This is a genomic window from Microbacterium sp. ProA8 (assembly GCF_039905635.1).
GTDB lineage: Bacteria > Actinomycetota > Actinomycetes > Actinomycetales > Microbacteriaceae > Microbacterium > Microbacterium chionoecetis.
Genome location: NZ_CP157000.1, coordinates 3,282,475 through 3,295,619 on the forward strand (window position 1 = coordinate 3,282,475; position 13,145 = coordinate 3,295,619).

At 69.9% G+C, this 13,145-nt stretch carries 10 protein-coding genes; 3 read left to right on the plus strand and 7 right to left on the minus strand.

Annotated elements, in window-relative coordinates; all coding sequences use genetic code 11:
• Positions 1-40 precede the first annotated feature (40 nt).
• Complete coding sequence (locus tag ABG085_RS14830; protein WP_347976487.1) at positions 41-1,588, minus strand: glucoamylase family protein; 1,548 nt, start codon at positions 1,586-1,588, stop codon at positions 41-43.
• 263 nt (positions 1,589-1,851) lie between these two features.
• Positions 1,852-3,330, minus strand: coding sequence for a helix-turn-helix domain-containing protein (locus ABG085_RS14835; protein WP_347976488.1), 1,479 nt, complete (start codon positions 3,328-3,330; stop codon positions 1,852-1,854).
• Between the two features lie 324 nt (positions 3,331-3,654).
• Here ABG085_RS14835 and aceB point away from each other — a divergent pair, with 324 nt between their 5' ends.
• Both aceB and ABG085_RS14845 read left to right on the plus strand, forming a co-directional pair.
• The gene (gene aceB, locus ABG085_RS14840; protein WP_347979212.1) at positions 3,655-5,295 is read left to right on the plus strand and encodes a malate synthase A; all 1,641 of its coding nucleotides are present in this window, start codon (positions 3,655-3,657) and stop codon (positions 5,293-5,295) included.
• A 110-nt stretch (positions 5,296-5,405) separates the two neighbouring features.
• On the plus strand, positions 5,406-7,001 hold the full coding sequence (locus ABG085_RS14845) for an isocitrate lyase (RefSeq protein WP_347976489.1): 1,596 nt from the start codon (positions 5,406-5,408) through the stop codon (positions 6,999-7,001).
• Between the two features lie 92 nt (positions 7,002-7,093).
• Here ABG085_RS14845 and ABG085_RS14850 read toward each other — a convergent pair whose 3' ends face one another.
• From ABG085_RS14850 to ABG085_RS14870, 5 genes are all read right to left on the minus strand, one after another.
• The gene (locus ABG085_RS14850; RefSeq protein ID WP_347976491.1) at positions 7,094-7,726 is read right to left on the minus strand and encodes a response regulator transcription factor; all 633 of its coding nucleotides are present in this window, start codon (positions 7,724-7,726) and stop codon (positions 7,094-7,096) included.
• Positions 7,723-8,925, minus strand: coding sequence for a sensor histidine kinase (locus ABG085_RS14855; protein WP_347976492.1), 1,203 nt, complete (start codon positions 8,923-8,925; stop codon positions 7,723-7,725). Before ABG085_RS14855 ends, ABG085_RS14850 begins: the two co-directional genes overlap by 4 nt.
• A gap of 157 nt (positions 8,926-9,082) precedes the next feature.
• Positions 9,083-9,919 carry an ABC transporter permease gene (locus ABG085_RS14860; RefSeq protein WP_347979213.1) on the minus strand — a complete coding sequence of 279 codons (837 nt, stop codon included), beginning with the start codon at positions 9,917-9,919 and terminating at the stop codon, positions 9,083-9,085.
• A gap of 35 nt (positions 9,920-9,954) precedes the next feature.
• Complete coding sequence (locus ABG085_RS14865) at positions 9,955-10,869, minus strand: ABC transporter ATP-binding protein (RefSeq protein WP_347976493.1); 915 nt, start codon at positions 10,867-10,869, stop codon at positions 9,955-9,957.
• Positions 10,870-10,973: 104 nt separating this feature from the next.
• Entirely contained in the window at positions 10,974-11,318 is a 345-nt protein-coding gene (locus ABG085_RS14870) for a hypothetical protein (protein ID WP_347976494.1), read from the minus strand.
• A 170-nt stretch (positions 11,319-11,488) separates the two neighbouring features.
• On the opposite strand from ABG085_RS14870, the gene ABG085_RS14875 reads away from it, so the two are divergent.
• Positions 11,489-12,727 (plus strand): pyridoxal phosphate-dependent aminotransferase, encoded by a 1,239-nt coding sequence (locus ABG085_RS14875; protein WP_347976495.1) that lies wholly within the window; start codon positions 11,489-11,491, stop codon positions 12,725-12,727.
• The last annotated feature ends 418 nt before the right edge of the window (positions 12,728-13,145 follow it).

The following is a 13,145-nucleotide window of genomic DNA, read 5'->3' on the forward strand; positions in this document are numbered from 1 at the left end:
CACACTCCGGCGGGTCACTCATCGCTGCCGCGGGCGCCGCTCACCACGTCGACCCGAAGTCCTGCTGGCGCATCGCGGGCCGCAGGAGCCGCTCCATGTCACGATCCACGAAGTAGTCCTTCAGCGTATCCCCGGTGAGGGCGTTGCCGATCGCCGCCATGATCATGGCCTGGTCGAGCGACAGGTACCGCTCGGCGATCGTGCCGCTGCCCGTCGCGACGGCGTCGTAGAAGCCCCCGGGGCCGTACGCGGCGAGGTCGGTCTCGATCCGGCTGAGGTTGTCGATGGCGCCTTCCCGGTCGTACGGCAGCGCGAGGAACGCCGCGTGCGGCGTGACGACGCCGTCGCCGTACTCAGGATCGGGGTTCGTGCCGGTGCTGCAGCCGGGGTGGTCGACGTCGATGTCGGTGTGCTCGACATCCGAGAAGTAGCCGTCCGAGCGCATGCCGGCGATGTCGACGCCGTACTCGGAGTAGCCGCCGAACGGGTTGCTCGCGGGCGAGAAGCCCCAATAGCCGTAGCCCGCGTCCTCCAGACCGTGGTGCTCCTGCACCGCGACCGTGATGGGGTGGTTGAGGCGCCACGAGCGCGGCCCCCAGGTCGTCTCGGGTACGAGCAGGTCGGGCATGAGCGCCTCGAACATGCTGCCGCCCCAGGCCGGCACGAACGACATGCCGGCGTAGGAATACACGCCCTCCCACACCTGGAAGCCGTCGTACGTGCGGTACTCACCCGTGGGCAGCTGCTCCTGCCAGTCCCAGTCGCAGCCCGGCGGCATGGTGCGGTGCGTGCCGTAGAGCGCGGTCGGCGGGATCTGTCCGTTGGCGATGCCCAGGTACGTCGCGATCCGGCTCTCGCTCACGGTCGTGTCGTAGTGGTGGCAGGTGTAGTACGCGGTCTCGCCGGAACCGTTGTACATCGGTGCCGCGACACTGCAGTCCGGGGGCGGCACCTCCCAGAACCCACCGCGGTTGGTGCCGGCCGGCAGCCCGGGAGCGCCCTCGGGGTTGAAGAAGGCCGAGAAGTCCATCGTCCGGTACAGCGCGTCCGCCTGGGCCGCGAGCGAGGGCTCCGCCTCGCGCACGATGCGCAGCGCCGAGGCCAGCCAGCCGTTGTCGACGGTGCTGAGGAACGGGTGCACCGGATCGCCGGAATCCGGCCACGTCGTGAGCTTGGCACCCGTCGCCGGGTCGTACCAGTTGTAGTACATGCCGCTGGCGTCGTTGCGCTCCAGCGTCTCGAGGGTGTCGAGAGTCGTCGCGATGCGGTCGTGCGCCTCGTCAGCGCCGATGATGCCGAGGTCGCGCGCGGTCACGGCCGACCACAGGTAGCCGCCGATGTTGGTGGGAGACGTGTAGGCGCCGACGGTCTGCAGGTCGCCCGTGACGTTGTCGGAGGGCAACCCCGTGGCCTCATCCGTCATGGCATCGAGAGATGCCCAGGTGTCTTCGGCCCACCGCTGCAGCGTCTCGTTGCCGGGTCTGCCGCCGCCGTCGCCCTGACCGCCGACTGCCTGGGCCGATCCGCCGACCGTCAGTCCCGCGACCACCAGTCCGGCCCCCGCCACCGTGCTCACCCATCGCTTCATCGCGCTCTCCTCGTCGAAAGCGGCTCCGTCGGACGGAACCGTCGGTGCGCAAAACCTAACACGCGGCAGGTATTGGCTGAACCCCCGGCATCCGGTCTCTCATGCGCTTCTCACGCGAAGGGACAGCGCCCAGCGCCCTTGCCCGGAACAGGTGTTCCGGCGCATGCAGGACGATCCCGCCGGGTTTCGCCTGTCTCCGCCAGAACACCTGTTCTCGGCAAACCTGCGTGGCGACGTGTGTGGCGAGCAGGTGCCGGGCGGCATCAGCGGGGAGCGTGGGCCTCGAGGAACTCGTACACGTCGGTCGTGTCGACGCCGGGGAACGACCCGGTCGGCAGGGTGGCGAGCAGGGTGCGCGGGGTGCGCACGTTGGGCCACGACTGCTCGCGCCAGGCGGCCTCGAGCTCGGCCGGCGCGCGGCGGCAGCACGCCTCGACCGAGTGGGTCGAGACGCCACGATTGGGTGTGTCGCGGCCGAGGAACCACTTGGTGTCGTCGAACCGCACGCCGACGCTCACCGAATGCGCGCCCTCGCTCGACAGCTCGACGCGCGCGGTGCACCAGTACGTGCCGTTGCCGGTGTCGGTGTACTGGTAGTACGGGTTGAAGTGGTCGTCGACGTCGAAGACGACGCGCGAGGTCCACTTGCGGCAGCACATCTGCCCTTCGATCGCGCCCAGGCGGTCGGTCGGGAAGTTGACGTCGTCGTTCTCGTACACCTTCGTGATGACGCCCGACTCGTGCACCTTGAGGAAGTGCACCGGCAGGCCCAGGTGCACGGTCGCGAGGTTCGTGAAGCGGTGCGCGGCGGTCTCGTACGACACCGAGTAGGCGTCCCGGAGATCCTCGATCGAGATCGAGCGGTCCTTCTTCGCCTCCTGCAGGAACGGCACGGCGTGCGCCTCGGGGATCAGGAGGGCCCCCGTGAGGTAGTTCGTCTCCACACGCTGGCGCAGGAAGTCTGCGTACGAGGTCGGCTCGCGGTGCCCGAGGATGCGACTCGACAGCGCCTGCAGCACCGCCGTGCGCGGGTCGCCCTTGGTCGTGAGGCGGCTCGAGAGGTACAGGCGGCCGTTCTTGATGTCGGCCACCGACCGGGTCGTCTGCGGCAGGTCGGACACATAGTGCAGCGTGAAGCCCAGGTGGGCGGCGATGTCGGATGCCGTGCGCTGCGTCAGCGGACCACCCGGGTGGTCGACGGCGGCGAGGAGCCTCCGCGCCTGCTGCTCCAGCTCGGCGAAGTAGTTGTTCTGCGTGCGCATGAGCTTGCGCAGCGCCACGTTCGCACGGCGGGCCTCCTCCGGCGTTGCCGCGCGCTCGTCGCGGAGACGCTCGATCTCACCCTGCAGCGCGAGCATCGCCTTCAGCGCCTCGGTCGGCACGGTCTTGCCGATGCGGAACGGCGGGATGCCGAGCGCCTGGAACGTCTGGCCGCGCATCGCCCGCTCGAGCGAGATCTCGAGCGTCGCGCGCTCGTCGAGCGGTTCGGACTCGAGGATCGCCTCGATCGACGAGCCGAGCGCCCGCGCGATCGACTGGAGCAGCGTGAGCTTGGGCTCGCGCCGGCCGTTCTCGATCATCGACAGCTGGCTCGGCGCGCGCTCGACGGCAGCGGCGAGCTCTTCGAGCGTCATGCCGCGGTCGGTGCGCAGCTGCCGGATGCGACGGCCGATGGTGAGGGGATCCACCTCTTCATCGTCGGGTACTTCACCGCGCAACTCGGGTGTGAACGTCGTCGTCATGAGCCGATTCTGTCACGAAAACAGAAATCCTCGAAAAGTTCACACGGCGAATCGTCGGTTCGACCCCCGAACTTCACCGCAGAGTGGTGTCACGACAAACCGACGGTTGATCCAGAACGCGGATCACGGAATGCCTCCACCCGGCCCACACGCCGGGTGCGGCATCCCACATCTCCACACTCCCCCCGGTCGTCGAGCGAGGGAGCGCCAGCGACCGAGACGGAACGCCTCGAACCCACCGAAGACGTTTCGACTCGCAAGCTCGCTCAACGACCGGGACCGCACAGACAGGACAGGGACATGACACCTGCAACCGCCACCCCGATGCGTACGCGCACCGGCCCCATCCCCACCCAGATCCACGAGCCGTCGATCGAGATCGCCGGCCGCATGCAGCCCCGGTACGACGAGGTCCTCAGCCCCGAGGCCATCGCGTTCCTCACCGAGCTGCACCAGCGCTTCGGCGCCCGCCGGCACGACCGCCTCGCCGACCGCATGCGCCGCCGCTTCGAGATCGGCAACGGGCACGACCCGCAGTTCCGCGACGACACCCGCCACATCCGCGAGGACTCCGAGTGGTCGGTCGCCGGTGCAGGTCCCGGACTCGAGGACCGCCGCGTCGAGATCACGGGCCCGACCGACCCGAAGATGACGATCAACGCGCTCAACTCCGGCGCGAAGGTGTGGCTCGCCGACCAGGAGGACGCCACCAGTCCCACGTGGAAGAACGTCATCGAGGGCCAGCTGAGCCTGCGCGACGCGATCCGCGGCGAGCTCTCGTTCACCAGCCCCGAAGGCAAGCGCTACGAGGTCACCGCCACCGAGACGCCAACCATCGTGATGCGGCCGCGCGGCTGGCACCTGCCCGAGCAGCACATCCGCTTCACCGACCGCACCGGCCGCACGATGGCCGCGTCGGGGTCGCTCGTGGACTTCGGGCTGTACTTCTTCCACAACGCCGAGCGACTGATCGCGAACGGCCGTGGGCCCTACTTCTACATCGCCAAGCTCGAGTCGAGCGAGGAGGCGAAGCTGTGGGACGACGTCTTCACCTTCAGTGAGAAGTACATCGGGATCCCGCACGGCACGATCCGGGCGACCGTGCTGATCGAGACCCTGCCGGCGGCGTTCGAGATGGAGGAGATCCTCTTCGAGCTGCGCGACCACTGCGCGGGCCTGAACGCCGGCCGCTGGGACTACATCTTCTCGATCATCAAGAACTACCGCGGCCGCGGTGCGCGCTTCGTGCTGCCCGACCGCAGCGAGGTCACGATGACCGTGCCGTTCATGCGCTCGTACACCGAGCTGCTCGTGCAGACGTGCCACAAGCGCGGCGCCTTCGCGATCGGCGGCATGAGCGCCTTCATCCCGAACCGGCGCGACCCCGAGGTGACCGCGACGGCGTTCGAGAAGGTCGCCGCCGACAAGAAGCGCGAGGCCGGCGACGGCTTCGACGGCACGTGGGTGGCCCACCCCGACCTGATCCCGGTCGCGCGGGCCGAGTTCGACGCGGTGCTGGGCGATCGCCCGAACCAGCTCGACCGTCAGCGTCCCGAGGTCCGTGTGAGCGCAGCCGACCTGATCGACGTGCACATCGGGCGTCCGGTCACGGCGGCGGGCGTGCACGCGAACGTCTCGGTGGCGATCCGCTACCTCGAGGCCTGGCTGCGGGGCCTCGGCGCAGTGGCGATCGACAACCTCATGGAGGATGCCGCGACGGCCGAGATCTCGCGCTCGCAGGTGTGGCAGTGGATCCACCAGGACCGCACCACGGACGACGGCACCGCGATCACCCGCGACTACGTCGAGGGCCTGATCTCCCAGGTGCTGGACGAGGTCCAGCGCAGCGAAGGCGACCGCTTCGACGACGCGGCGGAGATCTTCCGCGATGTCGCCCTCGGCCAGGACTTCCCGGCGTTCCTGACGCTGCCCGCCTACTCGCGCTTCCTGATCGAGACCGACTGACGCGTCATCCGTGTCCCGATTTCCCCCGCTTGCGACCGCGCGAGCGGTGGAGATCGGGACACGACGACCGCTTATCGGGACACGAACACCCCTATCGCAAAGGACACACCATGACCGCGTACGAAGACGACATCGAAGCCATCCAGGCGCTCAAGGAGCTGCACGGCTCCAGCTGGGACGCCATCGACCCCGAGTCCGCCGCTCGCATGCGGGCGCAGAACCGCTTCCGGACGGGACTCGAGATCGCCCAGTACACCGCCGACATCATGCGCCGCGACATGGCGGAGTACGACGCCGACTCGTCGGTGTACACCCAGTCGCTCGGGGTGTGGCACGGCTTCATCGGCCAGCAGAAGCTCATCTCGATCAAGAAGCACCTCAAGAGCACCAACAAGCGCTACCTCTACCTGTCGGGCTGGATGGTCGCCGCGCTCCGCTCGGAGTTCGGCCCCCTCCCCGACCAGTCGATGCACGAGAAGACCTCCGTGCCGGCGCTCATCGAGGAGCTCTACACCTTCCTGCGCCAGGCCGACGCCCGCGAGCTCGACCTGCTCTTCACCCAGCTCGACGGGGCACGTGCCGCCGGCGACGAGACCGCGGTGGAGTTCATCCAGTCGCAGATCGACAACTACGAGACCCACGTGGTGCCGATCATCGCCGACATCGATGCCGGGTTCGGCAATCCCGAGGCGACCTACCTCCTCGCGAAGAAGATGATCGAGGCGGGCGCCTGCGCCATCCAGATCGAGAACCAGGTGTCGGACGAGAAGCAGTGCGGCCACCAGGACGGCAAGGTCACCGTTCCCCACGAGGACTTCATCGCGAAGCTCAACGCGGTCCGCTACGCGTTCCTCGAGCTCGGCATCGAGAACGGCATCGTCGTCGCCCGCACCGACTCGCTCGGTGCCGGCCTCACCCAGAAGCTCGCGGTCTCCCAGCAGCCCGGCGACCTGGGCGACCAGTACAACTCGTTCCTCGACGTCGAAGAGATCTCGGAGGGCGATCTGGGAAACGGCGACGTGGTGATCAAGCGCGACGGAAAGCTGCTGCGCCCGAAGCGTCTCGCCAGCAACCTCTACCAGTTCCGCCCCGGAACCGGTGAGGAGCGCGTCGTGCTCGACTGCATCACGTCGCTGCGCAACGGCGCCGACCTGCTGTGGATCGAGACCGAGAAGCCGCACGTCGAGCAGATCGCCGGCATGGTGGACGCGATCCGCAAGGAGATCCCGAACGCGAAGCTCGTCTACAACAACAGCCCGTCGTTCAACTGGACGCTCAGCTTCCGCCAGCAGGCCTACGACCTGCTCGCTGAGCGGGGCGAGGATGTCTCGGCCTACGACCGCGGCGACCTGATGAACGTCGACTACGACGACACGGAGCTCGCGCGACTGGCCGACGAGAAGATCCGCACGTTCCAGCGCGAGGGTTCCGCGCGCGCCGGGATCTTCCACCACCTGATCACACTCCCGACGTACCACACGGCGGCGCTGTCGACCGATGACCTCGCCAAGGGCTACTTCGGCGACGAGGGCATGCTCGCGTACGTGAGGGGGGTGCAGCGCCGCGAGATCCGCGAGGGCATCGCCACGGTCAAGCACCAGAACATGGCGGGCAGCGACATCGGCGACAACCACAAGGAGTACTTCGCCGGCGACGCGGCCCTCAAGGCCGGCGGTCAGCACAACACGATGAACCAGTTCAGCTGAGTCCTGCCGCAAGACGGCAGAAGACGACGGATGCCGCGACCCAGCCGGGGTCGCGGCATCCGTCGTCCGTCCCCCGTCGTCCCGTCCCTCCGCTACCCGAGGAGGCCGCGCTCCATCGCAAGCGTCACCGCGCGCGTGCGGTCGGCGACGCCGAGCTTCTCGAAGATCTTCAGCAGGTGGGTCTTGACGGTGGACTCGCCGATGCCGAGCGTCACCGCGATCTGCTTGTTGCTCTGCCCGGTCGCGACGAGCCGGAGCACGTCGAGTTCGCGCGCCGTGAGCACGACCGCCGGCTCCGGCCGCCGCATCCGTTCGACCAGGCGCACCGCGACCTGCGGCGAGAGCGCCGACTGTCCGGCCGCCACCGAGCGGATGCCGGCCACGATCTCGGCCTGCGGTGCGGCCTTCAGCAGGTATCCCGACGCGCCCGCCTCGATCGCCGCAAGGATCTGGTCGTCGGATTCGTAGGTCGTGAGGATCAGGACGCGGGGCGCCGGGTCGCCGGCCTCTCCCCCGGCGATCCGCGCGGTCGCCGCGACACCGTCCACGCGGGGCATGCGCAGGTCCATCAGGACGACGTCGGGACGCGTCGCCGCGGCGAGCCGCACGGCTTCTTCACCGTCGGATGCCTCGGCCACGACCTCGAAGCCGGGTTCGTCCGAGAGGAGGCCCGACAGCCCGGCGCGCACCACGGGGTGATCGTCGGCGATGAGCAGCCGGATCATGCGACGCCTCCTGAGACATCGTCCACGGCATCCTGACCTGCCCTGGGAAGATGCACGCGCAGCGCCGTCCCCCGCCCCGCTGTCGAGTCGACCTCGAAGGTGCCCCCGGCCAGCGCGACGCGCTCCCGCATGCCGTCGAGACCGAACCCCGCGCCGGGCGCGGCGGGCTCGAACCCGCGGCCGTCGTCGGCGACCTCGAGGGCCGCGCCGCCCCCGGCGTCCACGCGGACGCGCACGCGCACCAGGTCTGCGGCGGAATGCTTCGCGGCGTTCGACAGCGCCTCCTGCAGGCAGCGCAGGAGCACGACCTGCGTCTCGCGATCGAGCTCGCCCGCCGCATCGGCGGTGTCGAGCTCGATCGCTGCACGGCCCTGAGCGCGGAAGCGCTCCACCAGCCGCTCGACCGCAGCGGCGAAAGCCGGCTCCCGGGGCACGGCGGCCGTGCGGGCGACAAGGGCCCGGGCCTCCGCCAGAGCGTCGCGGGCGACCTGCTCGACGGTCGCGATCGTCGCGGCCGCGGCATCCGTCTGCCCCTCTCGCGATTGCCGGCCGGCGCGCTCGGCGAAGATCACGAGGCCGGCGAGCGTCTGCGCGAGGGTGTCGTGGATGTCGCGGGCCAGCCGTTCACGCTCGGCCGAGGCGCCGCGCTCGCGGCTGAGGGCCTCCACCTGTCCCTGCGCGGCGGTGAGCTCGGAGAGCAGTCGCTCGCGCTCCTCGCCGTACTCGGCGATGCGGGCGATCCACAGGCCGATGGCGATCGCGAACGCCAGCGAGAAGACAGCGGTCGTCGCGCCTGCCAGCACCGAATCGGCATCGGCGCCGTTGCCGATGATCACGCCGACGAACACGCTGCCGGCGATGACGGCCGACCCGCCGATCCCCCGCTGCCGCGAATCGCCGATCACCCACACGAGCGGGTAGGCGAGCGTCTGCAGCATGGCCATGAAGGGCGCCGCGCCGACGCCGATGCCCACCGCGACCGCTGCGACGGAGAGGAACGCGGGGTAGCGCCACGCCGCGCGCGGCGGTTCGACGGCGGCGCGGCCCACGAAGGCGTAGCCCGCCACGAAGATCACGATCGCCGCGAGACTCACCGCGGTGCGGGCGGGCGTGGGCGGCGCGAAGAGGAACACCACCGCGAGGGCGATCACCGTCGCCACGATGGCGACGATCGCATCCCACCGCCGCTCACTCAACATGCTCCGCCACCCTCGCTTCCCTGCGTTCGTCTCCCCCGCCCCGCGTCGAACCTGCCGGGGCACGCACCGTCAGGCTAGCGGCGCGAGCCTGCCCCGCGCCCGGCGCGAACCGGTCCCGCGCGCGGGTAGAACCAGACTCCGCGGCGATCGGGCGAGGTCAGGCATCGCGGCGCATCCACCGGAAGGTGACGCGGGAGAGCACCAGCCCCACGACCAGCCACACGGCGAGCGCGATCACGACGCCGGCGAGATCCCACTCGCCGTTCTGCTCGAGCGCCGCGTACTCCTCGGGCAGGAACACGGCACGCATGCCCTGCGCCATCCACTTGAGCGGGAACAGCCCGGCGACGTTCTGCAGCCAGTCCGGCAGCTGCGAGAACGTCAGGTACACGCCGGAGATGAACTGCAGCGCGAGCGCGATCGGCACGACCACGGCCGTGGCGCTCTTGCCGGTGCGTGGCACTGCCGACAGGGCCACGCCGAGGAGCGCCGACGTGGTGATGCCCAGGACGAACACCCAGGCGAACGTCGCCCAGCTCTCGGCGGAGGTCGGAAGCTCCACGCCGAGCACCAGCGACGCGAACGCCAGGAGCAGCGCGGACTGCAGGACACCGGTCACCAGGACCTGCCCGATCTTGCCGAGGAAGTAGCTCACCGGCGACAGCGGCGTGCCGCCGAGGCGCTTGAGCATGCCTTCGGAGCGCTCGATCGCGATGTCCATCGCGAGGTTCTGGAAGCCCGACAGCAGCAGGCCCGCCGCGATCATGCCGGGAAGGTACAGCTGCGCCATCGGGATGGCCGGCACGCCGGGGGCGATCTGCACGTCGCCGTCCGAGCCGAAGGCCACGCTGAACAGCCCCAGCATGAAGATCGGGAACAGGAAGGTGAAGAACAGCGTGTCGCCCGAGCGGAAGTACTGCACCAGCTCGAAGCGGGCGCGCCAGACGCCCACCGCGAAGACGCTGCGCCGTCGTGAGTGATGCCGCGCCGGCATCGGCCGGCTCGGCGACGTGCTCCGTGTCGTGGTGCTCATCGCTCTTCCCCTCCGATCGCGACGGCATCGCCGATGCTGTCGACGGATGCCTCGGCCTCGGCGACGAGCGCCAGGTAGATGTCCTCGAGACTCGGCCGCACGATCTCGAGCTCGTCGGGCGCGCCACCGAGCCGGGCGGCCAGCGCCGTCGCGAACCCGAACGGGTCGGCGGTGCGTTCCTGCCGCGGCATCCCCTGCTCGTGCCACTTCACGATCGGCATCCGCGCCTCGTCGCCGCCGAACCCCGCGACCGGGCCGATCGCACGCATGCGCCCCGCCGCGATCACGCCGACGCGATCGGCGAGCTGCGCGGCTTCGTCGAGGTAGTGCGTGGTGAGCACGATCGTGGTGCCCTCTGCCTGCAGACCGCGGATGAGATCCCAGAACTCTCGGCGTGCGTGCGGGTCGAACCCCGTCGTCGGCTCGTCCAGGAACAGCAGCTCCGGCCGGCCGATGATGCCGAGCGCGACATCGACGCGCCGCTGCTGCCCGCCCGAGAGCCGCGAGATGCGCGTCTTCGCCTGGGTCTGCAGGCCCACGGCCGCGATCACCTCGTCGACGTCGCGCGGGTGCGGGTAGAACCCCGCGAACTGCCTCAGCTGCTCGCGCACCGTCGCCATACCGGACTGCGCCGTCGACTGCAGCACGATGCCCAGCCGCGCCTTCAGATCGAGCCCGCCCGTCGCCGGATCCATCCCGAGCACCTCGACATCACCTCCGGAGCGGCGCCGGTACCCCTCGAGGATCTCGACCGTCGTCGACTTGCCCGCACCGTTCGGTCCGAGCAGCGCGAAGGTCTCGCCTCGCTCGATCTCGAACGACACGCCGTCGACCACTGCTCGGTCGCCGTACGTCTTCCGCAGATCGCGCGCCCGCACCGCGACCGCGCCCGCACCCTCATCCGTCTGCATGCCTCCAGCCTCGCCGCCGCAGCAGACCGAGACCAGCCGTCATCCGCTGGAGCAGGCATCCCCCATTCGGTGGATGCCGAGGCCGCGGTGCGCCGGCGACCGGGTCAGCGTCCCGGCGCCGGAGTGGGCCCGGCTACCGTGACCGCGACGCCGGACGCGGCATCCGCTCGCTCTTCGGCGCGGAGCAGGCGCTGACCGCGGATGCCGCCCGCAAGCGCCCAGGCGAGCAGCCAGACGCCCGACCCGATGGTGATGACGGCGGCGGCGCGCAGGCCCGCCTCGGGATCCAGCAGCACGACGAGGGCGATGAGCGACAGCACGCCGCCGAAGATCGCGCCCGTGGCGCCGACCCTGGTGAGCACGCAGCCGCGCGCGAGCCACCACGCGATCCCGCCCGCAGTGACGAGCACGAGCGCGAGCACGACGGCTCCCCAGATCCAGGCGTCCACGAGGCACAGGCTACCGCGCACCGGTACAGCCCGGAAGGGCACGCTCCACGGAATGGGACGGGCCGCGCTCCGGACGCTCCGTCGCGCCTGTCGCGCATCGCGCACACTCTCGGGCCGCACGGGCGTGATTGGCCGCAGACCGCGACGCGCGCTCGGACTACGCTCGAACCGTGACAGAACGCGCCCCGCTCACCCGTACGCCCTCGCTCTCCCGCAAGCTCAGCGCCATCGCCGAGTCGGCGACCCTCAAGGTCGATGCCAAGGCCAAGGCCCTGCAGGCCGCCGGCCGGCCGGTCATCTCGTATGCGGCCGGCGAGCCCGATTTCGCGACGCCGCAGTTCATCGTGGATGCCGCCGCCGAGGCGCTGCACAACCCCGCCAACTTCCGCTACACGCCCGCCGCGGGTCTGCCGGCCCTGCGCGAGGCGATCGCCGCGAAGACGCTGCGCGACTCCGGCCTCGAGGTCGACCCCTCGCAGATCATCGTCACCAACGGCGGCAAGCAGGCGGTGTACCAGGCCTTCCAGACCGTGGTGAACCCCGGCGACGAGGTGCTGCTGCCGGCCCCGTACTGGACGACCTATCCCGAGGCGATCGCCCTGGCCGACGGCATCCCCGTCGAGGTCTTCGCCGGTGCCGATCAGCACTACAAGGTGACCGTCGAGCAGCTCGAGGACGCCCGCACCGACCGCACGGTCGCGCTCGTGTTCGTCTCGCCGTCCAACCCGACCGGGTCGGTGTACACCCTCGAAGAGACGCGGGCGATCGGCGAGTGGGCCGTCGAGCACGGCATCTGGATCATCACCGACGAGATCTACCAGAACCTCGTCTACGCGCCCGACGGCTCGGACGCTCCGGTGAAGGCCGTCTCGATCGTGGAGGCGGTTCCGGATGCCGCGGCCCAGACGATCCTCGTCAACGGCGTCGCCAAGACCTACGCGATGACCGGCTGGCGCCTCGGCTGGATGGTCGGCCCCAAAGAGGCGATCAAGATCGCCGGCAACCTGCAGTCGCACCTGTGCTCGAACGTGAACAACATCGCGCAGCGTGCGGCGCTCGCGGCCCTCACCGGCCCGCAGGACGAGGTCGAGCAGATGCGCCAGGCCTTCGACCGCCGCCGCCGCACGATCGTGTCCGAGCTGTCGAAGATCGACGGCGTCGAGGTCCCCACGCCGCTGGGTGCGTTCTACGCGTACCCCGACGTGCGCGGCCTCCTCGGCCGCGAGTGGGCCGGTTCGACGCCGACCACGTCGCTCGAGCTCGCGGACCTCATCCTCGAGCAGGCCGAGGTCGCGGTCGTCCCGGGCGAGGCCTTCGGCCCCTCGGGCTACCTGCGCCTGTCGTACGCGCTCGGCGACGACGCCCTCCTCGAGGGCGTCCAGCGTCTGCAGCGCCTCTTCGCCTCGTAGCCCCACACTCTCGAGCGAACGCGGATGCCTCGGTGCGAGGCATCCGCGTTCTTCGTTCGGTCCCGTAGGTCACCGCCTGCACCTCAGTCAGGTGTCCGCACCCGCGATTTTGGCGAGTCGCCAATGGTGCGCTCCGAGCGCCGCGAATATGGCGAGCGCCAGGGAGCGCCGAGTACAGAGCTGAGCAAAGGGGGGCGTTCCGCCAAAAACGACCACCGCAGACAGCTCTGTTTGGCGAGTCGCCAAGAAGCGCGGAACGCCGAGCTGAGCAAAGGGGCGGCAGGCCCCTCGCCAAGAACGACCACCGCAAACAGCTCTGTCTGGCGAGTCGCCAGGAAGCGCGGAACGCCGAGCTGAGCGAGCGCGGCAGGTCATTCGCCAGGAACGACCACCGCAGACGGCCGAATATGGCGAGTCG